Origin of the sequence: Albimonas donghaensis, assembly GCF_900106695.1 — a bacterium.
In the GTDB taxonomy this organism is placed as follows: domain Bacteria; phylum Pseudomonadota; class Alphaproteobacteria; order Rhodobacterales; family Rhodobacteraceae; genus Albimonas; species Albimonas donghaensis.
In genome coordinates, this window is the sequence record NZ_FNMZ01000003.1 from 347,043 (window position 1) to 372,699 (window position 25,657).

At 70.1% G+C, this 25,657-nt stretch carries 23 protein-coding genes; 11 read left to right on the plus strand and 12 right to left on the minus strand.

The window, feature by feature from the left end:
- Positions 1–3: 3 nt before the first annotated feature.
- The 4 genes from BLV24_RS21565 to BLV24_RS11095 all read left to right on the plus strand — a co-directional run bounded on the left by BLV24_RS21565 (position 4) and on the right by BLV24_RS11095 (position 3,730).
- Positions 4–420, plus strand: a complete 417-nt coding sequence (locus BLV24_RS21565; RefSeq protein WP_143040294.1) for a hypothetical protein — start codon at positions 4–6, stop codon at positions 418–420.
- Entirely contained in the window at positions 417–1,232 is an 816-nt protein-coding gene (locus tag BLV24_RS21570; protein ID WP_143040295.1) for a hypothetical protein, read from the plus strand. The genes BLV24_RS21565 and BLV24_RS21570 overlap by 4 nt, the downstream gene beginning before the upstream one ends.
- A 338-nt stretch (positions 1,233–1,570) precedes the next feature.
- Positions 1,571–2,080, plus strand: a complete 510-nt coding sequence (locus BLV24_RS11090; RefSeq protein ID WP_092681645.1) for a hypothetical protein — start codon at positions 1,571–1,573, stop codon at positions 2,078–2,080.
- 297 nt (positions 2,081–2,377) lie between these two features.
- A complete protein-coding gene (locus BLV24_RS11095; protein WP_245710510.1) occupies positions 2,378–3,730 on the plus strand; it encodes a dicarboxylate/amino acid:cation symporter in 1,353 nt (450 codons plus the stop codon).
- 53 nt (positions 3,731–3,783) lie between these two features.
- Here the strand turns inward: BLV24_RS11095 and BLV24_RS11100 are convergent, their stop codons facing one another.
- Positions 3,784–4,587 carry an enoyl-CoA hydratase/isomerase family protein gene (locus BLV24_RS11100; protein ID WP_092681647.1) on the minus strand — a complete coding sequence of 268 codons (804 nt, stop codon included), beginning with the start codon at positions 4,585–4,587 and terminating at the stop codon, positions 3,784–3,786.
- 166 nt (positions 4,588–4,753) lie between these two features.
- Here BLV24_RS11100 and BLV24_RS11105 point away from each other — a divergent pair, with 166 nt between their 5' ends.
- Entirely contained in the window at positions 4,754–5,128 is a 375-nt protein-coding gene (locus BLV24_RS11105; RefSeq protein ID WP_092681649.1) for a hypothetical protein, read from the plus strand.
- Here BLV24_RS11105 and rnhA read toward each other — a convergent pair.
- From rnhA to ispH, 4 genes are read right to left on the minus strand one after another with little or no spacing between them, the layout of a single operon-like run.
- Entirely contained in the window at positions 5,091–5,570 is a 480-nt protein-coding gene (gene rnhA, locus BLV24_RS11110) for a ribonuclease HI (RefSeq protein WP_092681651.1), read from the minus strand. The two genes, BLV24_RS11105 and rnhA, sit on opposite strands and share 38 nt — an antisense overlap.
- A gap of 5 nt (positions 5,571–5,575) precedes the next feature.
- Positions 5,576–6,187: a LysE family translocator gene (locus tag BLV24_RS11115; RefSeq protein WP_092681653.1), complete on the minus strand. Its 612-nt coding sequence runs from the start codon at positions 6,185–6,187 to the stop codon at positions 5,576–5,578.
- Positions 6,184–6,825 (minus strand): class I SAM-dependent DNA methyltransferase, encoded by a 642-nt coding sequence (locus BLV24_RS11120; RefSeq protein WP_245710511.1) that lies wholly within the window; start codon positions 6,823–6,825, stop codon positions 6,184–6,186. Before BLV24_RS11120 ends, BLV24_RS11115 begins: the two co-directional genes overlap by 4 nt.
- Positions 6,822–7,802 carry a 4-hydroxy-3-methylbut-2-enyl diphosphate reductase gene (gene ispH, locus BLV24_RS11125; protein ID WP_092681655.1) on the minus strand — a complete coding sequence of 327 codons (981 nt, stop codon included), beginning with the start codon at positions 7,800–7,802 and terminating at the stop codon, positions 6,822–6,824. Before ispH ends, BLV24_RS11120 begins: the two co-directional genes overlap by 4 nt.
- A 285-nt stretch (positions 7,803–8,087) precedes the next feature.
- On the opposite strand from ispH, the gene BLV24_RS11130 reads away from it, so the two are divergent.
- The 5 genes from BLV24_RS11130 (at position 8,088) to BLV24_RS11150 (ending at position 17,221) form a co-directional block, all read left to right on the plus strand.
- Positions 8,088–9,779 carry an efflux RND transporter periplasmic adaptor subunit gene (locus tag BLV24_RS11130; protein ID WP_092681657.1) on the plus strand — a complete coding sequence of 564 codons (1,692 nt, stop codon included), beginning with the start codon at positions 8,088–8,090 and terminating at the stop codon, positions 9,777–9,779.
- Between the two features lie 5 nt (positions 9,780–9,784).
- Entirely contained in the window at positions 9,785–13,024 is a 3,240-nt protein-coding gene (locus BLV24_RS11135) for an efflux RND transporter permease subunit (RefSeq protein ID WP_092681659.1), read from the plus strand.
- 208 nt (positions 13,025–13,232) lie between these two features.
- Positions 13,233–15,812 (plus strand): ABC transporter transmembrane domain-containing protein, encoded by a 2,580-nt coding sequence (locus BLV24_RS11140; RefSeq protein ID WP_176954709.1) that lies wholly within the window; start codon positions 13,233–13,235, stop codon positions 15,810–15,812.
- A 36-nt stretch (positions 15,813–15,848) separates the two neighbouring features.
- Entirely contained in the window at positions 15,849–16,322 is a 474-nt protein-coding gene (locus tag BLV24_RS11145) for a cyclic nucleotide-binding domain-containing protein (RefSeq protein ID WP_092681663.1), read from the plus strand.
- Positions 16,319–17,221, plus strand: a complete 903-nt coding sequence (locus tag BLV24_RS11150) for an MBL fold metallo-hydrolase (protein WP_092681665.1) — start codon at positions 16,319–16,321, stop codon at positions 17,219–17,221. The genes BLV24_RS11145 and BLV24_RS11150 overlap by 4 nt, the downstream gene beginning before the upstream one ends.
- A 34-nt stretch (positions 17,222–17,255) precedes the next feature.
- Here the strand turns inward: BLV24_RS11150 and BLV24_RS11155 are convergent, their stop codons facing one another.
- The 7 genes from BLV24_RS11155 to BLV24_RS11185 form a co-directional block, all read right to left on the minus strand.
- Positions 17,256–18,071 carry a VPLPA-CTERM sorting domain-containing protein gene (locus tag BLV24_RS11155; RefSeq protein WP_092681667.1) on the minus strand — a complete coding sequence of 272 codons (816 nt, stop codon included), beginning with the start codon at positions 18,069–18,071 and terminating at the stop codon, positions 17,256–17,258.
- A 197-nt stretch (positions 18,072–18,268) separates the two neighbouring features.
- The gene (locus tag BLV24_RS11160; protein ID WP_092681669.1) at positions 18,269–19,867 is read right to left on the minus strand and encodes an ABC transporter ATP-binding protein; all 1,599 of its coding nucleotides are present in this window, start codon (positions 19,865–19,867) and stop codon (positions 18,269–18,271) included.
- The gene (locus tag BLV24_RS11165) at positions 19,864–20,691 is read right to left on the minus strand and encodes an ABC transporter permease (protein WP_425426094.1); all 828 of its coding nucleotides are present in this window, start codon (positions 20,689–20,691) and stop codon (positions 19,864–19,866) included. Before BLV24_RS11165 ends, BLV24_RS11160 begins: the two co-directional genes overlap by 4 nt.
- Before the next feature lie 2 nt (positions 20,692–20,693).
- Positions 20,694–21,644, minus strand: coding sequence for an ABC transporter permease (locus BLV24_RS11170; protein ID WP_092681671.1), 951 nt, complete (start codon positions 21,642–21,644; stop codon positions 20,694–20,696).
- Positions 21,641–22,129, minus strand: coding sequence for a GNAT family N-acetyltransferase (locus BLV24_RS11175; RefSeq protein WP_092681673.1), 489 nt, complete (start codon positions 22,127–22,129; stop codon positions 21,641–21,643). The genes BLV24_RS11170 and BLV24_RS11175 overlap by 4 nt, the downstream gene beginning before the upstream one ends.
- A gap of 207 nt (positions 22,130–22,336) precedes the next feature.
- Positions 22,337–22,888 carry a hypothetical protein gene (locus BLV24_RS11180; RefSeq protein ID WP_092681675.1) on the minus strand — a complete coding sequence of 184 codons (552 nt, stop codon included), beginning with the start codon at positions 22,886–22,888 and terminating at the stop codon, positions 22,337–22,339.
- Positions 22,889–23,031: 143 nt separating this feature from the next.
- The gene (locus BLV24_RS11185) at positions 23,032–24,504 is read right to left on the minus strand and encodes an ABC transporter substrate-binding protein (protein WP_092681677.1); all 1,473 of its coding nucleotides are present in this window, start codon (positions 24,502–24,504) and stop codon (positions 23,032–23,034) included.
- 258 nt (positions 24,505–24,762) lie between these two features.
- Here BLV24_RS11185 and dapB point away from each other — a divergent pair, with 258 nt between their 5' ends.
- A complete protein-coding gene (gene dapB, locus BLV24_RS11190) occupies positions 24,763–25,566 on the plus strand; it encodes a 4-hydroxy-tetrahydrodipicolinate reductase (protein WP_092681679.1) in 804 nt (267 codons plus the stop codon).
- Positions 25,567–25,657 lie beyond the last annotated feature (91 nt).

Consider the following 25,657-nt stretch of genomic DNA (forward strand, 5'->3'; position numbering starts at 1 on the left):
ACTATGGCTAAATTAAGGGACGTTTTTATTGCCGGCGGAATGCCCCGCCTAACCTATGTTGACCGTGAGCATTTAAACCTTGCGGGTGACCTCCAGCGTGAAATAAGCGAAGGATATAAGCTGATTTGCGTAACCGGCCCGACTAAATCGGGGAAGACCGTTCTTTGCAATAAAGTTCTCGCAGAAAGCAAATCTTTGTGGGTCCCCGGCGGTCAGATTTATGACAGCGATGACTTTTGGAAGCATATTTTAGACGAATTAGACTTACCAGCGGAGTATTCTACAACAGATTCATCATCGCTCGGAGCTGGGTTTAGCAATATTATCAGCATAAAGGCGAAAATTGAGAGTGGAGAGTCAATAAAATTTGCTAGATCTAGCAGAAAATTTCTTCTCGATTTCATGAAAAAAATGAAGTGACGCTGATTGTTGATGACTTTCACTACATGCCTCTTGCTGTGCAAAAGGAGGTTGTACGCTCTCTAAAATCTGAGATCTTTTTGGGATTTGGGGCGATCTTGATTGCTGCTCCTCATCACGCGTTTGACGCAATCAGCGTTGAGCGGGAGATGGAAGGGCGATTTGCTCATGTCGAAATCCCCACCTGGGATAAAGAGGACCTAAAAAAAATTGGCGCAAAGGGCTTTCCAGCGCTGAATATCGACGTACCGGAAGCAATACTAAGTGAATTTGCAAACGAATCTTTTGGTAGTCCGCTTTTAATGCAGCGATTTTGCAGCCGTCTTTGCACGGACTACGACGTCATAAAAACGTTGGCCTCGCGCCGCTCATTTAATCCTTCCAGAGCTCGCCGAACTGAAATATATAGTTCAGTTGCGAAACAGTTTGGCCTCACCGCCTTTTCTAGACTTTCTCGAGGGCCACAGCAGCGCACTGACCGCCTACCTAGAAGGCTTCGGAATAGCGAAAAGGCCGTTGATTTGTACGAGGCTATCCTAATAGCGGTGGCGAAAACTGGCCCCAAAAGTGAAATATCTTATAATGAAATACGATCTGCTTTGCAGGAAATATTGCAAGAAGCACACATGCCTCAGAAAAATCAGATTACAAATGCTCTAGGTCATATGCATAAAATTGCTAAAAGCAAAATTGAGGGGGAGCCTGTCCTCGAATATGTTGACGATATATTGTATTTGGTAGATCCATTTCTTAAATTTTATATGCGATGGTCTTTGACCCATGCTGACGATGCGGTTCAATTTTTAGACTAATCTTGAATCTGTTTATCGCCCTTCCCCACCCACACCAATGGCGCTCCCACACCCGCCTTACTCTCCGACCCGCCCGAGCGGCGCTTTCGACGTCGCCTCGCGCCCCCAACGCCCCCCATCCCGCCGATACGACGACCCCGGCCCATCCTCCGGCTGCGCCGCGCCCCCGTGTTCCCCAACTGTTCCCGCTCCGTCCCCAATATTCACCGCTCGCATACGAACACTTCACCAACGCATAACCTAAACTCGCGAACAAGCGGCCAGGCCCCGAGAAGTTCTCGTTAAGACCCTCCCCCCTATACACGGCTCAACGGAACACGAGCCAGGGGTGGTCTCACATGAAGAAGTTTGTTCTACTCGCCATCGCCGGTCTTCTCGGCGCCTGCACCTCGACCGCGTATAATGAAACGCCCGAAGAAGTGCGCATCGCCTTCGGAGGCGGCGGTCTCGTCTATCCGATTTTCGACCGCTACGACGCCTGGCAGGATCAGGGCAAGAAGATCGTCATCGACGGCCAGGTGATCTCGGCCGACGCCTTCGCGGCCTTCGGGGCCGACAACGCCTGCTACACCGAGAACGCCGTGTTCTCGCCGCACGCCGCCAGCCATCTCGGCCTCGTGCGCAGCCAGGAATACACCGAGATGGTCGCCGCCCGCCTGCCGACCGAGCTGAAGGAGTGGTTCGAGCACCATCATTCCTACAATGACTGGATCGGCTTCGCGAATGTCAGCTTCGACCTGCTGGTCGACATCTGGCCCGAGGGCGCCTGCGCCGACGATCCCTACGCCGCCCGCGACGCCTGGGTGGCCAAGCAGCGGCAGCGCGAGGCCGAGCGCGCCTTCCGCTGAACCTCCCGCCCCCCCTCCGCGGGGGTCAGACGACGCCTCAACCGGACCGCGGCGACCCAGGTCGTCCGCGGTCCGTTCGCGTTGCGGAGCCCGTTGGGAGGCGCGCGCGGCCCGAAGGCCCCGTCCTTCGCCCGGCACAGGTCCGGCGCACGCCCCGTGCGCGCATCGCGCCGGGTCGACATCGGCCGCCGGAGCGTCCCTTCCGTCGTTCGGTTCGTTGTCCTGAAAATTTGCCACGTCGCCGCCGAAAACCATGTCACAATTCCAAACCACGTCTTTTCAACGGAGGGCGCCGCCTTGGCCGAGACCGCCTCGAAGAAACTTTCGCTCACCGCCAAGGTGATGATCGGCATGGGCCTCGGCCTCGCCACCGGGTTGATCTTCAACGCCATCGGCTCGGATTTCATCAACGCGCACATCGCCGGCGGGCTCTTCGCCATGATCGGCAAGATGTTCGTCAACGCGCTGAAAATGCTTGTGGTTCCGCTGGTGGTCTTCTCGCTGATCTGCGGCGTGGCGGGGATCGGAGACATCCGCGTGCTGGGCCGGGTCGGCGGACGCGCCTTCGGGCTCTACATTCTGACCACGGCCACGGCGATCGCGGTCGCCATCCTGCTGGCGCTGCTCATCGGGCCGGGCAAGGGCTTCGACATGACCGGGGTCGACACCTCGGGAATCACCACGAAGGAGGCGCCGACGGTCTGGAACGTCTTCGCCTCGATCGTGCCGACGAACCCGATCAACGCGCTGGCCTCCGGCGAGATGCTGCAGATCATCTTCTACGTCATCCTCGTCGGCGTGGCGGCCCTGATGCTGGGCGACAAGTCGAAGGGCTTCATCGCCGGCTGCGAATACATGAACGAGCTGATGATGAAGGTCGTCGGCATCGTCATGGCCTTCGCGCCCATCGGCGTGTTCTGCCTGATCGCGAAGGTGTTCGCCGAGCAGGGCATCGGACTGTTCCTGCCCGTGCTGGCTTACGTGGGCACGCTGACGGCGGCGCTGCTCCTGCATCTCTTCGTGACGCTGATGCTGTTCCTGAAGGTGTTCTCGGGGCTCGACCCCTTCGCCTTCCTCCCGAAGATCCGGCCCGCCCAGATCTTCGCCTTCTCCACCGCCTCGTCGAACGCCACCATCCCCGTGACCTACCGCTGCACGACCGAGCGGATGGGGGTCAAGACCTCGGTGGCCTCCTTCACCATCCCCTTCGGCGCCACCATCAACATGGACGGCACCGCGATCATGCAGGGCGTGGCCACGGTGTTCCTGGCCAATGTCTACGGGATCGACCTCGGGATCGGGGGGTATCTGACGGTGATCGCCATGGCCGTGCTGGCCTCGATCGGCACGGCGGGCGTGCCGGGCGTGGGGCTGGTGATGCTGACCATGGTGCTGACCCAGGTCGGCCTGCCCATCGAGGGCATCGCGCTGATCCTCGGCGTGGACCGGCTGATGGACATGATCCGCACCGCGGTGAACATCACCGGCGACGCGGTGGTGACCGCCATCGTGGCCAAGGGCGAAAAGCAGATGGACCTGGAGGTCTTCGCCGACCCGGACGCCGGCGTGATGTCCGGGGGCGAGCTGGGCATCGACCCGGAGGCCGAGGCGCGTCTGGCCGATTACGCCAAGCCGCATCCGGGCGAATGACCGCCTGAGCGGACGAGAAGAGGCCCGGCATCTCCGCCGGGCCCTTTCGCGTTTCAGCCCGCGTAGACCGGGTCGCGCTTTTCGAGAAACGCCCGCAGGCCTTCGGCGAAATCCGGGCTCTGGGCGCAGAGCACCTGGTTGCGGTTCTCGATCCCCATGGCCGCCTCCAGGCTGGCGGCGTCGACCGCGTGGCCCAGCCCCTCCTTGGTCAGGCGCAGGCCCATGGGCGAGGCGCGGAGCATGTCGGCCACATAGCCCTCGCCCACCTCCTCCAGCTTTTCGTCGGGCACGACCTCGGAGACCAGCCCGGTGGCGAGCGCCCGGGGCGCGTGGATGAAACGCCCGGTCAGCATCAGCTCCGAGGCCACCGAGACCCCGACCAGCCGCGGCAGGAAGTAGCTGACCCCCATGTCGCAGGAGGAGAGGCCGAGCTTGATGAAAGCCGCGTTCATCCTGGCGCTCTCGCCCGCCACGCGGATATCCGCGGCCAGCGCGAAGGCGAAGCCGCCGCCGGCCGCGGGGCCCTGGATCAGCGCGAGGATCGGCTGCGGGCAGCGGCGCATCTTGATGTAGACGCCGGCCAGCAGACCCTGGAAGCCGTAGCCGCCGCCGAAGGGCTCGTCGTCCTTGTTGCGGCCCGCGCGCTCCTTGATGTCGAGCCCGGCGCAGAAGGCGCGCCCGGCGCCGCGCATGACCACCACGCGGGTCTCCCGGTCGGTGGCGAGCGCGCCGAAATAGGCGTCCAGCTCCTCGGCCATCTTCAACGAGATGGCGTTGAGCTGGTCGGGCCGGTTCAGCGTCAGCCAGTCGGCGCGGCCGCGTTTCTCAATGGTGAAGGTGGTGTAGGCGGCGGTCATGCAGGGGCTCCCTTGGCGCGCCGGTCTGGGAAAGCCGGCTTCGGTCATGCGACCTTATCATTCCGCTGGGCGGAACCGCCATAGGCGCGCGGCGTAAACCGGCTGTTAACCATAGGGGTGCGGAGATGAAGGCCCGCGCCCGCGCGCCCTTTCTCCGGACCTCGCCATGCGCCTTGTCGCCATCGCCGTTTTGCTGAGCCTCGCCGTGGCGGGCTGCAACACGCCCTCCCCCCGCTTCCTGGGGGCGGAACGGCGGGAGGTGACCTATGAGGGGGTCGATTACATCGTCTACCGGATGGACGACCGCGCCCAGGCGATCCGTCTCGGCTCCGCGGTCGGGGTTCCGGCGGATGAGCTGGTGCGCGGCTTCCGCCGCGCAGCCAGACAGGCCACCGGCTGCCGGACGCACAAGGTCTACACGAACTTCCAGGTCTCGGTGATCGACTTCCGGCTGCTCTGCGGGCGGGGGGATCCGGACCCCGCCCCCGCGCCGACGGAAACCGTCAGCCCGCCGCCGTCCGCTTCTTCTTCGCCGGCTTGAACGGCGCCATGCCGGCGCGGGCCAGCGCATCGGCGCGCTCGTTCTCGATATGGCCGGCATGGCCCTTCACCCATTTCCACACGACCTTGTGGCGGGCCTGCGCCTCATCCAGACGCTGCCAGAGATCCACGTTCTTCACCGGCTTGCGGTCCGCGGTCAGCCAGCCGTTGCGCTTCCAGCCGCGCATCCAGCCGGTGACGCCGCCTTTGACGTAGTTGGAGTCCGTCACCACCGTCACCGTCACCGGCTTGGCCAGCGTCTCCAGCGCCGAGATCGCGGCCATCAGCTCCATCCGGTTGTTGGTGGTGTCGGGAGCGCCGCCCTTGAGCTCCTTCTCCTTGATCACCGCGCCGTCGACGCTGGCCACCAGCAGCGCGCCCCAGCCCCCCGGCCCCGGATTGCCGGAGCAGGCGCCGTCGGTATAGGCGAAATAGTCGGCCATGCGGATCAGGCCCTTTCCAGTGCGAGGCGCAGGCCGAGACCCGCGAAACAGGCGGCGAAGACGCGGCGCAGCCAGCGCATCGCGGCCTCGGACCCGAGGATCCAGGCCCGGGCGCGCGCCGCGAACAGGCCGTAAAGCGCGAAGACCCCCGCCGTCATCCCGGTGAAGACCAGGCCGAGCCCGGCCATGCGGGCGGCGGCGTCGGGGGCGGCGGCGTCCACGAATTGCGGCAGGAAGGCCGCGAAGAAGATCGCCAGCTTGGGGTTGAGCAGGTTGATCAGCACGCCGCGCAGGGCGATGCGGCCGACCGAGCGCTCCGCCACCGGGCCGGGCTCCGCCGGCGCCCCGGTCTCGCGCAGGGTCTGCCAGGCCATCCACAGCAGGAAGGCGGCGCCGGCGTATTTCACCGCGTCGAACAGCAGCGAGGACGCGTGCAGCAGCGCCGCCAGCCCGGCCAGCGCCGCGGCCATGTGGACCAGCACCGCGGCGGTGCAGCCGGCGACGGCGGCCATGGCGGCGGCGCGCCCGCGGGTCAGCCCGCAGCCGATGGTGTAGATCGCCCCCGTGCCGGGGATCATCACCACGACCAGCGCGGTCAGCAGGAATTCGAGGGTCATCCGACCCCTCCCGCTCGGCGGGCGAAGGTCAGGAGGATGCCGGTCTCGGTCCCGTCGCGGCCGGTCTCGCGGCTGGTCTCGATCTCCACCGTCCCGAACCCGGCCTCGGCCAGAAGAGCCCGCAGGCCGGGTGCGCTGACATAGCTGTAGCGGCGGCCGAGGCGGTCGCGGGTCTCGCCCTCGCCCTCCTTCAGCCCGAGGAACAGCACGCCGCCGGGGCGCAGCGCCCGGGCGATGCGGCCCAGCGCGTCGGGCCAGGCGGCGAGCGGCGCGTGCAGCAGGCTGAAGCTGACCCAGGCGCCGTCGAAAGCCGCGGTCTCGTCCAGGTCCTCGAAGCGGCCGAGCTCCGCCGGCACGCCCTTGGCGCGGGCCTCGGCGACCAGCCCGGCGGAGGCGTCCAGCGCCCGCACCTCCAGCCCCGCCGCGATCATCGCCGCCGCCCAATGCCCGGCGCCGCAACCGAGATCCAGCGCCCGCCCCCCCGCCGGCATCGCCGCGAGGAACCGGGCCAGCGACCCGGACTCGCTGCGCGCGGCGTCGCGGGGCGAGGACCAGGCGTCGTAGTCGGCGGCGTTGGCGTCGTAATAGGCGAGCGTTCGCGCATCCGCGGTGAAACCCGCGGCCCGGGGCGCGCTCACCGGGCTTCGACCGGCATGCGCAGGATGCGCGGCGGCTTGAACTCGACCCGCTCCACCGCGGTCTCGACCACTTCGACCGTCACGTCGTAGCGCGCGCGGAAGGCGTCCAGCACTTCCTCCACCAGCACTTCGGGGGCGGAGGCGCCTGCGGTGACGCCGACCCGGCGAACCCCCTCGATCGAGCGCCAGTCGATGTCCGCGGCCCGCTGCACAAGCTGGGAATAGGCGCAGCCGGCCTTCTTGCCGACCTCGACCAGCCGCCGCGAGTTCGACGAATTCGGCGCCCCGATCACCAGCAGCGCGTCGATCCGCGGCGCGATCTCCTTCACCGATTCCTGGCGATTGGTGGTGGCGTAGCAGATGTCCTCCTTGTGCGGCCCGACGATGGCGGGGAAACGGGCGCGCAGGGCGGCCGCGATCTCCGCGGTATCGTCGACCGAGAGGGTGGTCTGCGTCACATAGGCCAGCCGGGAGGGATCGCGCACCGTCAGGCCCGCGACATCGGCCGGGGTCTCGACCAGCAGGACCTCGCCGTCGGGAAGCTGGCCCATGGTGCCGATGGTCTCGGGGTGGCCGTCATGGCCGATCATCACGATCTGCAGGCCGGCGGCGTGGTGACGCTCGGCCTCGATATGGACCTTGGAGACGAGCGGGCAGGTGGCGTCGACGAACAGCATTTGACGCGCCTCCGCCGCCGCGGGCACCGACTTGGGCACGCCATGGGCGGAGAACACCACCGGCCGGTCCGGGGGGCATTCGTCCAGCTCCTCGACGAAGACGGCGCCTTTCTCGCGCAGCCCGTCGACGACGTAGCGGTTATGCACGATCTCGTGGCGCACATAGACGGGGGCGCCCCATTTCTCCAGCGCCAGCTCGACGATCTTGATGGCCCGGTCCACGCCCGCGCAGAAGCCGCGGGGGGCGGCCAGCAGGATGTGGAGCGGCGGCGGGGTCGTCTGCGCAATCGGAGCGGTCATCGCGGGGCCTCCGGCACGGCCATCGGGCCGGGCCTTGCAGGGGGGGCGGGTCAGGCCCAGACCTAGCCCCAAGGCGGCGGCGCATCAACCGCCGCCGCCGCTCACGGCCTGTTGAAGAACCGGGATGCCGGGGCGCCCGCGTGAGACCCGCGTGAGAGAAGTCCGCGCAGGTCTCGCCCAACTGTCGCCGCGAGCGGGCTGCACGGAGTAGAACTGCGGGAACCGGGCGACTCGGAGGGCGCTTTCCCCCGCCGCGCCGCCCGCCCGCCCGCAACCGGAGACGCCATGCGATTTCTCGCCCGCAGCCTCGTCGGCGCCCTGCTCACCGTCCTGACCCTGGGGCTGGTGGCGCTGGGGCTGTGGCGGATGCAGGACGCAGGCGAGGAGGCCGCCGGCCGCGGCGCCGGCGGCGGACGGCCCGGCGCCTCGGCCGAGCGGACCTTCGCGGTGGAGGTGATCTCGGTCGAACCCGGCCGCCTGCGCCCGGAGCTGCGCGCCTGGGGCGCCATCGAAAGCGCCCGCCGGCTGGAGCTGCGCCCCGCCCGCGCCGGCCTGCTGTCGGAACTGTCGCCGGCCTTTCTCGACGGCGGCGCGGTGCGCGAGGGGGAGGTCCTGTTCCGCATCGACCCGGCCGACGCCCGGTCCGACCTGCGCCGGGCGGAAATCGCGCTGGACGAAGCCGGGACCGAGCGCGCGGCCGCGCAGGCCGCGCTCGCCCTCGCCGCCCGCGACCTGGAGGCGGCGCGGGATCAGCGCGAGCTGCGCGCCTCGGCGGCGGCGCGGCAGGCGGATCTCGGCCGGCGCGGGATCGGGGCGGCCGCCAACGCCGAAGTGGCGGAACTGGCGCTGGCCGCCTCCGAACAGCAGGTGATCGCGCGCGAACAGGCCCAGGCCGCCGCCCAGGCCCGCGCCGCCCAGGCCGGGATCGAGCTGTCGCGCGCCGAACTCGCCCGCGCCGACGCCGCCCGGGCGCTGGAGGAAACCGTGCTGCGCGCGCCCTTCGACGGGCTGGTGACGGAGGTCGCGGCGGTGCTCGGGCGTCGGGTGAACGTCAACGAGAAGCTCGGCGCGCTGGTGGACCTGACCCGGCTGGAGGCCGCCATCCGGGTGACCAACGCCGAATTCGCCCGCCTGGTGGACGAGACCGGCCGCCTGCGTCCGCTGCCCGCGCGGGTGTCGCTCGCCCAAGCGCGGGGCCTGGGGGATCCGGGGGAGGGCGCTGCGGTCGGGGCGCCGCCGCGGAGACGCGAAGGCGGGGCTTTCGTCACCGGCCGCCTCGCGCGGGCCGGCGCGGCCACCGGGGCCGCGGGCACCGGGCGCACGCTTTACATCCGGCTGGACCCGGAGGCCGGCGCCCTGATGCGCGAGGGCGATTTCGTCTCCGTCGCGCTGGAGGAGCCGGCGCTCGACCGCGTCGCCTCGATCCCCGCCGCCGCCGCGACCGAGGACGGGCGGGTGCTGGTGGTCAACGCCGACGACCGGCTGGAGGAGCGGCAGCTGCGCGTCCTGCGCCGGGAAGGGGACGCGCTGATCGTCGCCGAGGCCCCCTGGGGCGCGCGCATCGTGGCGATCCGCAAGCCGCAGCTCGGACCCGGGATCAAGGCGCGGGTGGCGGCCTCGGGCGACGAGGCGCTGCGGGCCGCCCGGCGCGCCGGCGCGCCCACGGCCGGGCTCTCCGGCGGCGAAACCCGCGAGGCGAGCCCCGATGGCGGGCCTCGGCCGGGCGACGAGATGGTCACGCTCAGCCCCGAGCGCCGCGCCGAGCTGGCGGACCGGGTGCGGGCGAATTCCGGGCTGGACGACGCCGATCGCGGCCGCCTGCTGGACCGGCTGGCGGACCCGCTGGTCCCGCGCCGCATGGTCGAGCGGCTGGATCAGGGGGAGCCCGGCGCGGCAGGTGGAGGCGGGGGCGGAGGCGAAGCCAGGAGCGGGGGCGCAGGCGCCGACGGCGGCTCCGGCCCCCGCGGCGGAGGCTGAGCGCCATGGCCGCGCCGTCCTTCCGCCCTCCCCGCCCGCCGCGCCGACCCGGCGTGCTGGGCTATTTCGTGCGCCACGGCACCGCCGCCAACCTGCTGATGGCGCTGATGGTCCTGTTCGGCCTCTACGGCGCCAACAACCTGCGCATGCAGCTGACCCCCGACATCCCCTCCAACCGCATCATGGTCTACGCGATCTGGGAAGGCGCGGGGCCCGAGCAGATCGACGGCGCGGTGATCTCGCTTTTGCAGCCCGCCCTTCAGGAGATCGACGGGCTGTCCCGGCTGCGCAGCACCGCCAAGGACCGGGTCGGCACGCTGATCCTGGAGTTCGAGCCCGGCCAGGACATGGCCGCGGCGGGGGAGGAGGCGTCGGCGGCCGTGCTCGGCGTCGGCGGCCTGCCCGGCACCGTCGAGCGTCCGGTGGTGCGCCGTCAGGTGTGGACCGACAGGGTCACCGACGTGGTGCTTCACGGGCCCGTGGGGCATGACCAGATCGGCCGGCTCGCCACCGAGTTCGCCGACCAGCTCCGCGCCGCCGGGCTCGCCCGGGTCAGCCTGCTGGGCGCGCCCCCGCACGCCATCCGCGTCTCGGTCCCCGAACGCGAGCTGGTGCGCCACGGCCTGACCATCGCCGAAGTGGCCGACGCCGTCTCCGACGCCGCGCGCAGCGATCCGGGCGGGCGCATGGCGGCGGGGGACCGGGTCTCCACCGGGGCGGAACGCCGCTCGATCGAGGAACTGGGCGACGTGGTGGTCGGCGCGGGGACCGAGGGCGACCGCCTGCGCCTGCGCGACGTCGCCTCCATCGAGGACGAGGGCGCCCGCACCGGCCGACGCTATTACGTCGGGGACAACGCCGCCGCGGTGATCGACGTGCGCCGCAACGAGGCCGGCGACGCGGTGGAGATCATGCGGACGGTCCGCGCCGTCGCCGCCCGCATGGCCCCGACCCTGCCCGCCGGGGTGCGGTTCGACTACGTCTCCACCCGGGTCGAGCGGGTCGAGGACCGGCTGGCGCTGCTGCTCGACAACGCCGTGTTCGGCATGGCGCTGGTGCTGGCGGTGCTGTTCCTGTTCCTCAACGCGCGCACCGCGCTCTGGGTCTCGGCCGGGATCCCGATCTCGCTGCTGTTCGCCGCGGGGATGATGTGGGCGCTGGGGCTGAGCCTGAACCTCGTGACCTTGTTCGCGCTGATCCTGACGCTGGGGATCGTCGTCGACGACGCCATCGTGGTGGGCGAGCATGCCGACGACCTGTCGCGGCGCCGGGGTCTCGCCCCCGCGGTGGCCGCCGAGCAGGCGGCGAAGCGCATGGCCGCGCCGGTGATCTCGGCCGGGCTGACCACCGCCATCGCCTTCGCCGGCCTGCTGGCCATCGGCGGCCGCTTCGGCCAGATGCTGGAAGGGCTGTCGATCGTCGTCGCCATGGTGCTGCTGGCGAGCCTCGCGGAAAGCCTGCTGGTGCTGCCCAACCACATGCGCCATGCGCTCGCCCGCGGGGGAAGCGGAGGGGCGGGCGCCGGGACACGGCGCCGCGACTGGGCGGAATTCGCCTCCGCCCCCGTCAATCGCGGCTTCGACGCCCTGCGCGAAGGCGTCGTCCGCCCCACGGCCCGCGCCGTGGCGCGGTTCCGCTGGCCGGCGCTGGGGCTCGCCTTCGCGCTGCTCGCCTTCGCCATCGCCCAGCTTCAGACCGGCGCGCTGCCCTGGCGGTTCTGGCATTCGCCCGACCGGTCGTCGCTGGCCGGCAACATCGCCATGCTGTCGGGGGCCGAGCGCGAGGACACGCTGGAGCAGCTGCACCTGGTCGAGACCGCGGTGCGCGAGGCCGGCGCGGTGTTCGAGGCCCGCCACGGGACCGACCCGGTGCGTTTCTCCCTCGGCCAGGTCGGGGGCAATGCCGGCCGCGGGCTGGCGGTGGAGGACAGCAAGGAGACCTGGCAGCTCGCCTCCCTGTCGGTGGAGCTGATCGACCCCGACCTGCGCCCCTATTCCTCCTGGGAATTCCTCGCCGAGGTGCAGAAGCATATCCGGCGCACGCCGCTGACCGAGGTGATCTCGTTCCGCGGCGTCGGCGAGGGGCCGGGGGAGGACTCGATCTCCATCGAGCTTTCGGGCGCCGAGCCGGAGGAGCTCAAGGCCGCCTCGGAAGCGGTGCAGCAGGCGCTGGCGGTCTATCCGGAGGTCTCGGCGCTGGAGGACAACCTCGCCTATGACCAGACCGAGCTGTTGCTGGAGATCACGCCGCTGGGCGAATCCCAGGGCCTGACCGCCGAGGCCATCGGGACCGTGCTGCGCCACCGGCTGACCGGGATCATCGCCGCGGAATTCGCCGTGGAGGGGCGCGCCGGCCGGATCACCGTGCGCCTGCCGCGCGACGAGCTGACCGCGGATTTCCTGTCGCGCACCCGGATCCGCACCCCGTCGGGCGACTGGGCGCCGCTGAGCGAGCTGGTCACCGTCGCCTCGCGCCCCGGCTTCGGCATGCTGCGGCGGGTCGACGGGGTGATGTCGGTGACCGTGACCGGGGAGCTGTCGGAGGACGACGCCGACCGCGCCGCCTTCATCGAGCGGGAGCTGCGCGAGCGCATCCTCCCCGACGCGGCGGAGCGCTACGACATCCGCTACGATCTCTCGGGCCTGGCCAAGCAGGAGCGGGCGTTCCTGGCCGACGCCGAGGCCGGCTTCGCCATGGCGCTGGCCGGGATCTACCTGGTGCTGGCCTGGGTCTTCGCCTCCTGGTCACGACCGCTGACGGTGCTGGTCGCCGTGCCCTTCGGGCTGGTCGGGGCGGTCTGGGGACATGTCTGGATGGATCTGCCGATGACGCTTTATTCGGTGGTCGGGCTGATCGGCATGTCGGGGATCATCATCAACGATTCCATTGTTCTGGTGACCACCATCGACGAGTATTCCCGCCGCCGGGCGCTGGCCCCGGCGCTGGTCGACGCGGTCTGCGACCGGTTCCGGGCGGTGACGCTGACCACGCTGACCACGGTGCTGGGCCTCGCCCCTCTGCTGTTCGAAACCTCGTCCGAGGCGCAGGCGCTGCGTCCCACGGTGGTGACGCTGTGCTTCGGGCTCGGCTTCGGCTTTTTCCTGGTGCTGCTGGTGACCCCGGCGCTGGTGCTGGCGCAGCGCGACGTGGGGGCGGCGCTGACCTCGGCCCGCCGGCTGGCGCTGCTGGCGCTGGGTCTGCGCCGGGCCCGGCGACTGGGACGCGCGCGGGATCGCGCGACATGAACCTCGCATGACGCCACGGGAGTCTTGCGCCGCCAGCGCCGCGGCGCGAGGCTTTCTGTTGCGCGATACGCCACATTCCCGCCTGAATTCGCGAAAGGCGATGTGTCTGCGCATTGCGCTTTTCACCCGGTGACGTATCGGTTGTGTTCACCGTGGGCGACGCGCGCCGTCGCCACGCCCCGCGATGCCGGAGGTCCACCGGGCTCCTATGGCTGAGAAGATGACGACATTCGTCTGGCGCCACTCCGCGCGCGACCAGATGCTCATGCTCGTCCTGACGCTGTGCAGCTTCCCGATCATCTGGATTTCGCTGGAGCTGCCCAAGCGGATCATCAACGACGCCATCGACGGCCAGGATTTCCCCCGCGAGCTGTGGAGCTTCAGCCTCGGTCAGACCGACTACCTGATCGCGCTCTGCGCCGCCTACCTGGCCGCGATCACCGCCAACAACGCCATCAAATACGTCCAGAACATGCATCGCGGCATCCTGGGCGAACGCATGCTGCGGCGAATGCGCTTCGACCTGTTCCGACGGGTGATGGGCCGGCCGCTGAGCCGCCTGCGCTCCACCTCGCCGGGCGAGCTGGTGCAGATGATCTCGGCCGAGCTCGCCCCCATCGGCGATTTCATCGGCGCGATCATCGCCACGCCGATCAGCCAGGGCGGCAGTTTCCTCGTCTATCTCGCCTTCATCCTGGCGCAGAACACCTATATCGGCCTCGCCGCGCTGGCGCTCTACCCGGTGCAGGCCTGGCTGATCCCCAAGCTGCAGGCCAAGGTCGTGGCGATGATCCGCGACCGTCTGGCCAATATCCGCGCCATGGCCCGCGAGATCGACGAAAGCATCGACGCGGCGACCGAGCTGCGCGGTCTGCGGGCCCGGCGCTGGCACATGGCGATCGTGTCGCGGCAGCTCTACGACAACTACCAGATCCGCCGCCGGATCTTCATCCTGAAGTTCCTCATCAAGTTCGTAAACAACGTCGCCAATCACCTGACGCCGTTCTTCATCTTCCTGATCGGCGGCTACTTCGTGATTCAGGGCAAGCTCAACATCGGCGCCCTGACCGCCGTGCTGATCGCCTACAAGGACCTGGCCGCGCCGTGGAAGGAGCTGCTGCGCTTCTACCAGGACTATTCGGACATGAGCGCCCGCTACACCTCGATCATGGAGAATTTCGACGAGGACGGCGAACCCGAGTCCCTGCTCGACCGCGCCCCCGTGGGCGACCACGCGCTGGAGCTGAAGGAGGCCCCGGTCGACGGCTTCCCCGCCCCCGTCTCCTGCCACGCGCCGAAAGGCGCGATGACCGCGGTGGTGTGCGAGGACGCCAACAGCCGCTCCGCCCTGCTGCAGGCGATGTCGGGGCTGGTGGACGACGCGCCCCGGCGCTGGTCGGCGGCGACCCCGGTGCTGTATCGCGCCGCGGTCTACGTGCCGGCCGACCCGCGGGTGTTCACCGGCTCCATCCGCTCCAACCTGCTGCACGGCCTGATGTTCCAGCCGGTGGAGCGGGTCGACAACCCCGAGCGCGTCCTGCGCGGGCGCGAGGCGCAACTGACCGGCGCGCCCGAGGACGACACCGAGGACAACTGGATCGACGCGCAGGAGGCCGGCTACGACGACCTCGACGCGGTGGAGACCCGGATGCTCGACCTGGTGCGCCGACTTGGGATGGAGGACGATCTCTACATGGTCGGGCTCGGCTGCCGACTGGACATGACCCGCCAGGCGCCGCTGGCCGACAAGCTGCTGGAGCTGCGCGGCTCCATCGCCGCCGATCCGGACCTCGCGGAGATGCGGCGCGATTTCATCGACGTGTTCGACGCCGACTCCTACGCCCCCAACGCCAGCCTCGCCGACAACCTGTTCTTCGGCCTGCCGCGGGACCCGCAGCTGCGCTGGGCGGATTTCGCCGACGACCGCGCGGTGCAGCGGGCCCTGGACGAGGCCGGGGTGAAGGTGATGCTGGTGGAGGTCGGGCTCGACCTTTGCGACACGCTGATCTCGCTGTTCGAGGGGGTCGCGGCCGACAGCGACCTGTTCAAGCGTTACGGCCTGTTCCCCCGCGCCGAGACCCCCGCCGTCGAGGCGATCCTGCGCAAGTCCAAGCAGCGCGGCCCCGCCCGCCTGAACCGGAGCGAGCAGGCGCGGATGATGGGCATCGCGTTCAGCTACTGCTCGGCCCGCTACCGGCTGGGCGTGATGCGGGAATCGGAGCGGGTGGAGGCGCTGCTGGCCGCGCGCCCGGCGGTGCGCGCCGCGCTGAAGGACGATCCCCGCTTCGCCCCCTTCGACGCCGACGCCTACCACCCGGCGATGAGCATCGCCGACAACATCTTTTTCGGCCCGACCCGGGTGGAGCGCCGCGACAGCTGGCAGCCCTTCAAGGAGAAGGTCGACGCCCTGGTCGAGGAACGCGGCCTGCGCGGGCTGATCCTGCGCGCCGGCGTCGATCAGCGGTTGGGCGAGAACGGCATTGCGCTCAACGCCTTGCAGCGGCGCAAGCTGGGGCTGGCGCGGGCGCTGATCAAGCATCCCTCGGCGATCGTGCTGGACGGGCTGGCGATGTCGGACAGCGGTCCGGATCAGGCGCTTCGGGCGCTGATCCGGGATGAGATGGACGGCGGCGCGGTGATCTGGGGCGCGGCCTCGGAGCAGGGCGCCGCGCAGGCCGATCACGTGATCCGAGTCGACGCGAACGGTCATGTGAGCCAAGGTTGCGGACCGGCGTCGGGTTCCGACGCGGGGTCCGGCGGAGTTGACGGAGGTTCGGATGCAGGCTGATAGTGTCCGGGCGGCGCGGGATTGGGAGGTCGCCGGGTGAAATTCGAGGCGGAAGTCAACGCGCTGCAGCGCACGCCGATGTTCCAGGGCGTCGATCCCTCGCGGCTGCGGCTGCTGGCCTTCATGGGCGAGGATCGCACGTTCCGGGACGGAGAGCTGATCGTGCGCCAGGGCGAGACGTCCGACAGCGCCTACCTGATCCTCAGCGGCAAGGCCGACGTGATCGTGGAATTCGGCGGATCGTCCTCGGTGGTGGCGCAGCTCGGCCAGTCGGAGGTGTTCGGCGAAATGGCGATGCTGTGCGAGACCCCGCGCACCGCCACCGTCCGCGCCACCGGAGAGCTGCGGACCCTGCTGTTCGAGCGCGAGGGCATGCTGCGCCTGCTGCGCGAGTTCCCGGAAATGGCGATCGAGATGTCGCGCTCGCTGGCGCAGCGGCTGGAGCGCACCACGATGGAGCTCGCCCGGATGCGCGCCGGCTCCTCCGCAGACGCGTCTTCGGGCGCATGACGCCGGACGGTTCCGATCCCGCTTCCGAGACGCTGCGCCTGACGCTATGGGGCGTCGGCGGCTCGGCCCCCACCGGGCGCGCGGCGCGCACCGGCTTCGGCGGCGACACCATCTGTTTCGAGATCCGTCGCGAGCGCGCGGGCGTCCCCGACCCGATGGCGCTGGTCATCGACCTCGGCTCCGGCGCGCGGGATCTGGGCAAGGCCCTGTCGCGTGAGGCGGCGGAGGCCGGCCGCCCGGCGGAGGCGGAGATCCTGATCTCCCACCTGCACCTGGACCATATCGTCGGCGCGCCGTTCTTCGCGCCCTTTTACCAGACCGACGCCCGGCTGGCGCTGCGCTGCGGTCTGCACGCCGATCCCGACGAAACGCGCGAGGCGCTGCGCACCTTCGCCTCGCCCCCCTATTTCCCGATCAAGCCGCTGGGCGCCGCCCACGTCGCCTGGGCGAGCTTCGCGCCCGGCGAAACGATCGAGGCCGCCGGGCTGACCGTGCGCACCATCGCCTTGAACCATCCCGGCGGCTGCTGCGGCTTCCGGATCGAAAGCCCGGCCGGCGACATCTGCGTGATCGGCGACCATGAGGCCGGCGTGCCGGAGATCGACGCGGCGGTGGAGGCCTTCGTGGACGGCGCGGCGCTGATGCTGTTCGACGCCACCTATTGCGACAGCGAGCTTCACGCCCATCGCGGCTGGGGACATTCGAGCTGGCAGCAGGGGGTCGCCCTGACCAGGGCCGCCGGCGTGGGGCGCACGCTGCTCTACCACCACCAGCCAGAGTTGGACGACGCCCAGCTCATGGCGCGCGAGGAGGCGGCGACGGCGATCTCGGACCGGGTGAGCTTCGCCCGCCAGGGCATGACCTGGCGGGTGACGAACGGAAAGGCCGGGCGGGCCTGAGCCCCCCGGCCTTCGCCGTGCGGTTCCGACAGGTTCAGGCCGCGCGACGACGGCGGCGGACGACGCCCAGCGCCCCGAGCCCGACCAGAAGCAGCGGCGCGGCGGCCGGCAGCGGAACTTCCGCCGACGCTGTTCCGGCCCAGCCCTCGGTCATCACGCTCTGGATCGCGGCGATCTGGTCTGCGACCTCCGAGGTCGCGTTGAACCAGTCGACGTCCATGACAAGGATCACCGAGCCCGCGCCCGGCTCCGCCAGATCGGAGCCGGACCAGCCGCCAACGAAGCCGTGGCCGCCCGCGCCGGTCATGTAGACGTTGTTCGGGTCGCCTTCCCAGGTGAAGCCGCCGCTGAGCTGGGGAGCGATCGCGCCCACGCCCGCAGTCGTGAAGGCCCCGCCGAACGCGTCCTCATTCACGACGTAGGGGCCCGCCTCATCGCCCAGGCCGCCGACCCCGACCAGATCCGTCGGGTTGGCCAGAAGCGCATTCAGAATGTTCTCGTTCATCTGGTTGAGGAGCTCGCAGCAGGGCCGCTCACCCGTCAGGTAGAGATCGCCGCCGGACTCGACGAATTCGATCAGGTCCGCTTCGTCGGTTGCGGCGCCGGGCGCCGAGGCGACGTGCCAGATCGAGTCGTAGCTGCGGAGATCGCTGGGAAGCGCGGCCTGGTTGGTCACCGAGTGACCGGCGGCGGTCAGCGCCGTGGCGGCGTGGGTCGCCGAGGAGCTGAAGTTGCCGAACACCAGGATTTCGTCGCCGGTGACGGGGCCCGCCTGGGCGACGGCGGGCGCGAGAAGGCTGGACGCGACCGCGAGCGAAAGCGCGGCCAGAGATCGGGGAAGGGTACGCATGAACGCTTCCTTAGCTAGGATGGACAGGGTTTTTTGCCCAATCGCCCTCGCGCCAGTCAACGAAGTGAACGTGAAATGAACTAATGACGTCGCGGCGCCTCTTCGATTCCGCGCCGCTCGCGCCCCTGCGGGACCGTCCGCGCACGCGATCGGACGAACCCGCGGGAAAGGGATCCGCGATGCGACTCCCGGACTCGTCAGGCCGTCGCCGCTTCCCGCGCCGCCAGCGCCGCCTCCAGGTCCGGCGTCGCGGCCAGCAATTCGCTTGTATAGGGATGGCGCGGGGCGGCGAAGACGGTCTCGGTCTCGCCTTCCTCGACCACCTTGCCGGCTTTCATCACCAGAACCCGGTCGGTGATCGCGCGGACCACGTGCAGGTCGTGGGAAATGAACAGGTAGCTGACCCCGAGCCGGTCCGAGAGCCCGGCCAGAAGGTCCAGAATCCGCGCCCGCACCGACACGTCCAGCGCCGAGACCGCCTCGTCCAGCACCACCAGCCTTGGCTCGGTGATCAGGGCGCGGGCGATGGCGATGCGCTGGCGCTGACCGCCGGAGAACTGGTGGGGATGCCGCTCCGCGTCCTCGGCGCGCAGGCCCACGGCCTCCAGCATGGCCTCGACGCGGGCGCGGCGCTCGGCTTTCGCGGGGCGGGGGCGGAGCAGGTGGAAGGGCTCGGCCACCAGATCGGCCACCTTCCAGCGCGGGTCGAAGCTGCCATAGGGGTCCTGGAACACCACCTGGATATCGCGCCGACGCTCCGCCGGGGCGGCGGGGGAGAACGGGCGGCCGACCAGGCTGACCTCGCCGCCCTGCAACCCCTCCAGCCCCAGAATGGCGCGCGACAGGGTGGACTTGCCGCAGCCGCTCTCACCCACCAGCCCCACATTCTCGCCCGAGCGGATGGCCAGCGACACGCCGTCCACCGCGCGGAACAGCGGGCGCGGGCCGAACAGGCGGCGCCGGGGCAGGGCGTAGTCGCGCACGGCCTCGCGGACCTCCAGCACCGGTTCCCCCAGCGGGCGGCGATCCCGCTCCGGACGATGGGTGGAGGCCGCGAAGAGCGAGCGGGTGTAGGGATGCGACATGGCGCGGAACAGGGGTGCGGTCGGCCCGGCCTCCACCACCGCGCCGTCCTTCATGATGGCGATGCGGTCGGCCATGTCCGCCACCACCGCGAGGTCATGGGTGATCATCATCAACCCGGCCCCGTCCTCACGCGCCAGCGTCTTAAGCAGGTCGAGGATCACCGCCTGGGTGGTCACGTCCAGCGCGGTCGTCGGCTCGTCGGCGATCAGCAGGCGCGGGCGCAGGGCCACCGCCATGGCGATCACCACCCGCTGGCGCTGCCCGCCGGACAGGTCATGGGGGTAGCGGTCCATCGGGAACTGTTGGGGCGGCAGTCCGGCGCGGGTCAGGGCGCGGCGGGCGGCGGCCTCCGGGTCCGGGTCGGCGCGGTGGATGCGGATCACTTCCGCCACCTGCGCGCCGATGGTCTTCAGGGGGTTGAGCGCGGTCATCGGCTCCTGGAACACCATGCCGACGCGGGCCCCGCGGACCCGGCACATGGCGGGTTCGGAAAGCGCCGTCAGATCCTCCCCGTCCAGCCTTATGGCGCCGGAGATCCGCGCCCCCTCCGGCAGCAGCCGCATCACCGACAGCGCGGTCATCGACTTGCCCGACCCGCTTTCGCCCACCAGCCCCAGCGCCTCTCCGGGCGCGATGGACAGCGACACGTCGCGCAGGATCGGGTGGCCGCCGATATCGACGGTGAGGTTCTCGATCTCCAGCAGGCTCATGCGCGTCCCTTAAGCCGCGGGTCGAGCGCGTCGCGCAGCCCGTCCCCCATCAGGTTCAGCCCCAGCACGGTCAGCGCCACGGCGAGGCCGGGGAAGATCGCGAACCAGGGGGCGACGTAGATCATGGTCTGCGCCTCGGCCAGCATCCGCCCCCAGGAGGGGGTCGGGGGCTGGGCGCCGAGGCCGACATAGGACAATCCCACCTCGGCGAGAATGCCGAGCGAGAACTGGATGGTCGCCTGCACGATCAACAGGTTGGCCGTGTTGGGCAGGATATGCTCGAAGGAGATCCGCGCCGCCCCCTTGCCCGCGGCGCGCGCCGCGAGGATGTATTCCCGCGCCCAGAGCGACAGCGCCGCACCGCGGGTCAGGCGGGCGAAGACGGGGATGTTGAAGATCCCGATGGCGAGGATGGCGTTGACCGCCCCCGGCCCCAGCGAGGCGGTGATCAGGATGGCGAGGATCAGCGCCGGGAAGGCGAACACGAGGTCGTTGAACCGCATCACCAGTTCATCCAGCCAGCCGCCCCGCCCTGCCGCCGCCGCCAGTCCCAGCGGCACGCCGATGCCGGCGCCGATCGCCACCGCCACCAGCGCCACGGTGATCGAGGTCCGCGCCCCGACCATGATCATGGAGAAGATGTCCCGCCCGAAATGATCGGTGCCGAACCAGTGCTCCCCCCCCGGCGGGCGCAGACGCGAGGCGATGGACAGGCCCTCGGTCGACCAGGGCGTCCAGGCGTAGCTCAGCGCCGCGGCGCCGACGAACAGCACCGTCAGGACCGCACCGACGACGAAGCCGGAGGAGACGCGCACGCTTCCCAGCCTCACGGCCGCCGCTCCCGCAGGCGCGGATCGACCAGCGCATAGGCCACGTCCACGGCCAGCGTCACCAGCACCACGGCGAAGACCAGCAGCACCACCACCGATTTCACCACGATCAGGTCCTGCTGGATCACCCCCTGGAACACCAGCCGGCCGAGGCCGGGCAGGAAGAACACGTTCTCGATGATGATGGCGCCCGCCATGAGGAAGGAGAACTGCATGCCGATGATGGTCAGCACCGGGATCAGGGCGTTGCGCAGCGCGTGGCGGCGGATGGCCTGGCCGCGGGAAAGGCCCTTGGCCCGCGCGGTGCGCATCCAGTCCTCGCCCATCGCGTCGAGCAGGGCGGAGCGCATGACCCGCGCCAGAATGGAGGCCTGGGGCAGCGCCAGCGCCACCGCCGGCAGGGTCAGCGCCTTGATCCCCGCCCAGAACCCGGCCTCCCATCCCGGGAAGCCCCCGGCGGAGAACAGCTGCAGGACGGTGGAGAACAGGATCACCAGCAGCATGGCGAACCAGAAATTCGGCGTGGCGATGCCCGCTTGGGTCAGCCCCATCACCGCGTAGTCCCCCGCCCGCCCGCGACGCGAGGCGGCGAAGACCCCGGCGGGAATGGCGATCAGCGTGGACAGCGCCAGCGCGTAGACGGTCAGCGGCGCGCTGACCGCCAGCCGCTCGGCCACCAGTTCGGAAACCGGGGTCTTGTAGGTGTAGGAGGTCCCGAAATCCCCCTGCGCCATGTCGAGGACCCAGGTCGCGTAGCGGGTGACGAGCGGCGCATCCAGCCCCAGCTCGCGCCGCAGCGCCTCGACCGCTTCGGGGTCGGCGTTCATGCCCATCATGGTCAGCGCCGGGTCGCCGGGGGCGACCTCCAGCAGCAGGAAGATCGCCACGGTGGCGGCCAGCAGCGTGAGAACCAGGGCGAGCGCCCGTCGGGCGAGGAAGGCGATCATTCGGCCAGGTCGTCGAAAGCCCGTGCGTAGGAAAGCGCGCCCTCGCCGGACAGCGCCCCCGCCTCCAGTTCCAGCCCCATCAGGAACGGCCCGGAATAGGACGAGGCGTAGCCCCGCGCGGTCTGGGTGTGAAAGCCGAAGCGGGCGTAATAGGGCGGGTCGCCCAGCACGAAGACCCCCTTCCATCCGGCGGCGCGGGCGCGGTCCAGCGCCTCGGTCACCAGCGCGGTTCCCACGCCCTTGCCATGCAGGTCAGGCCGGACCGAGACCGGCGCCAGCCCCATCGCGCCCTCCGGCGCCCGCATGGGCGAGAGCATGACATGGCCGGCCAGCTCCCCGTCGATGTCGGCCACCACGGAGATCGCGTCGGGCGACTCGGCCCGCAGGCGGTCGACCAGCCGGGCCTCGTCCTCGCGTCCGAACGCCGCCTCGGTCACGCGCCGGACATGGGGGATGTCGGCCAGGGTCTCGGCGCGCAGATGCATCAGGGTCTCCCGGACCAAGGGACTTGGGAGGCGAGCCTAGCCCCACGCCCGCCCCGGCGCCAAGGCCGCGCCGAGCCGGGATGCGGGAGACGGCGCCGCAGGCGACCCCGGTTCCGGGCCGGCGCGGCGCCCCGGGCGCCATCGGCGCGACCTCCGGCGCCGGCTTCCGCCCGCGCGGCTGGGCGGGATGGCTCCGGACAAGCGGGATCAGGCCGTCGGCGCGGGCCGTCCGGGCGACAGGCGGGCGTTGATCTCCCGGCCCAGCCAGAAACGGCCCTCCAGCCAGGGCGACAGCTCCAGCACCCGGCCGCCGCGAAAGGCGATGCGGGCGGTGCGTTCGTCCATCGACACGCCGGTCGCCTCCGACAGCTTCAGCGAATAGCGCTGGCCCAGCAGGTTGCGCGACACGATCCGCTCCCAGCTCACCGTCACCCGTTCCGACAGCTGCACGGCCCGCCGGCCGGCCACGGCGCCGACCGCGAGGAACAGGATCCAGTGCCAGAAGGTCTCGCCCACGGTCTCGCCCGCGGCCATCCGCTCGAACAGGGCCCGGCCGATCAGCGCCTCCACCGCCGCCAGCCCGGCGAACCACCACCAGGCGGCGTTCGACGCGGTCAGCACCGTCGCCGTGCCTTCGCGCAGCGGCTCGTCCCAGGCCTGACGCTGGCGGGCGCGGAATTCCATCCGGCTGCCGAGATTGCGCCAGATCAGGAAGGCGATGCCGAGCACCATCACGACGAGCGCGAGGCGGATGATCATGGCGGGGCTCTCCCTTGGCTGCTCTGCGCGTCGCCGCGGCGGGGGCCGAGGACGCGAAACGGGCCGAGGGTCGCCCCCCGGCCCGTCTCAAGATAGGGGCGCGGGGGCCCCTTCTCCAGTCTCGCGGACCCGATCCGGCCGGATCAGTCGACCCAGCGCACCGCCGTCAGGTCGATGGCCTGGGTGGGCTGGTTGGCCCACATGCCTTTCAGCTTCGTGCGCCAGACCCCGATCTTGCCGAGCTGGAACAGGTAGCCGTTGACCGCGTCCTCGGCGATCATGGTCCCGGCTTTCCTGAGGATCGCGTTCTGCGCCTCGGCGTCGGTGGCGGCGTTGAGCTCCTCCATCAGCGCCTGGAACTCCGGCTTGCCATAGCCGAAGTAATAGTCGGGCCGGGCGTAGATGTTGATGTCCCGCGGCTCGGTATGGCTGACGATGGTGAGGTCGAAGTCCTTGCCCTTGAACACCTGCTCCAGCCACTGCGCCCATTCGACGGGGATGATCTCCAGCCGGATCCCGATCTCGCGAAGCTGGGCCGCGACCACCTCGCCGCCGCGCCGCGCATAGGCGGGGGGCGGCAGCTTCAGCGTGGCGTCGAAGCCGTCGGGGAAGCCGGCCTCGGCCAGCAGCGCCCGGGCCTTGTCGAGGTCATGGGGGTAGAGGCCCGACAGGTCCTCGAAGGCCGGCCCGTGCGGCGGGTAATGGGTGTGAATCGGCGTCCCGATCCCGAACATCGCCCCGTCCACGATCGCCTGCCGGTCCAGCGCATGGGCGATGGCCTGACGGACCTTGAGCTGATCGAAGGGCGCCTTGGCGGTGTTGGTCCCCAGGATGGTCTCGCCCTCGGTCGAGCCCATGACCACGTCGAAGCGCGGGTCGGCCTCGATCTGGGGCACGGTCTCGGGGCTGGGCCAGCCGGGGAAGCCGTCCACGTCGCCGGCCATCAGCGCCGCCAGCGCCGCGGTGGGGTCGGAGATGAACTTGAACGTCGCGCGGTCCAGCTGCGCGGGCTCCCCCCAGTAATCCGGGTTCTTCTCCAGCGTGATCGAGGCGCCCTTGGCCCAGTCGCCGAACACGAAGGGCCCGGTGCCGACCGGGTCGGTGGCGTTGGTCGCGGCCGAGGCCGGGTCCACGATCACCGCATCCCCCCAGCCCATGTTGAACAGGAAAGCGCCGGTGGGCCGCTTGAGCGTGATCTTCACCGTGGCGGGATCGACGACCTCGATGGTCTCGATCGGCTCGAACAGGACCTTCTGGGCGTTCTGGCTGTCCTCGGCCATGGCCCGGTCGAAGGAGAACTTCACGTCCGAGGCGTCGAAAGCCGCGCCGTCATGGAACGTCGCGCCCTCGACCAGGTGGAAGATGTAGGTCAGCCCGTCCTCGGAGATCTCCCAGCTTCGCGCCAGCGCGGGCTGGGCGGCGCCGGTCTCGTCGATGCGGGTGAGGCCCTCGAAGACATTGGCGTAGACCACTTCGTCGATGGCCGCGGCGGCGCCGGCGGTGGGGTCGAGATTGGGCGGCTCCAGCGCCACGCCGAGGGTCAGATCGGTTTTCGCGGCCTGGGCGGCGCCGGCCAGCAGGGCGGCGGCGGCGACGCCGAAGAGAAGACGTTTCATTCAGGTCTCCCGGTCGGGAGGCGCGGTTGGTCCGCGCCCGGTCATTGGGTCGCCGCATCCCGGCCTCCGGCGGCTTCCGGACGACGGGGCGGCGCGGTGGGCATCATCGGCGGGATGGCGGCGGACGTCCAGCGCGCAGGATCGGACGGGCGGGCGCTGGTCCGGGCGCCGAGATCGTTGCCGCCAGGGCGGAGCGGGTGCTAGGGCTGCGCGCGATCCCGCCCCTCGCCGGGGGCCAGCAGACCAGGAGCCTCCGTCATGCCCATCCCCGTCACCGTCACCGGCGTCTCCGGCCGCATGGGACAGATGCTGGTCAAGGCCGTGCAGGAGAACCCGGAGACCGAGCTGGTCGGCGCCACCGACCGCCCCGGCTCCGACTGGATCGGGCGCGACCTGGGCGAGGCGATGGGCGCCGCGGCCCTGGGGCTGAAGGTGGAGGACGACCCGCTGGAGGCCTTCGCCCGGTCCCGTGCGGTGCTGGATTTCACCACGCCCGCGGCGTCGGTCGCCCATGCCGGGCTCGCCGCCCAGGCGCGCTGCGTGCATGTCATCGGCACCACCGGCTTCGAGGCCGGGCATCTGGCCGCCTTCGCCGCCGCCGCGCGGCACGCGACGATCGTGCGGGCCGGGAACATGAGCCTCGGCGTGAACCTGCTGGCCTCGCTGACCGAGCGGGTGGCGAAGGCCCTGGGCGAGGAATTCGACATCGAGGTGGTGGAGATGCACCACAAGCACAAGGTCGACGCGCCCTCGGGCACCGCGCTGATGCTGGGCGAGGCGGCGGCGCAGGGGCGGGGCGTGTCGCTGACCGACGCCATGGTCTCGGGCCGCGACGGCATCACCGGAGCGCGGGAGACGGGGAGCATCGGGTTCTCGGCGATCCGCGGCGGCGACGTGGTGGGCGAGCATGACGTGATCTTCGCCGGGGCCGGCGAGCGGCTGATCCTGCGCCATGTGGCCACCGACCGGATGCTGTTCGCCCGCGGCGCGGTGCGCGCGGCGATCTGGGGGCAGGAGAAGCAGCCGGGCGAATATTCGATGGCCGACGTTCTGGGGCTCTGAAGGGTTCGCGCGGCCCCGGGGACGGGAGCCGCGCGGGAACCCGCGCGCCGGTCGCCCCCGGGCGCCCGCGCGGCGTTGCGCCGGGGACGCA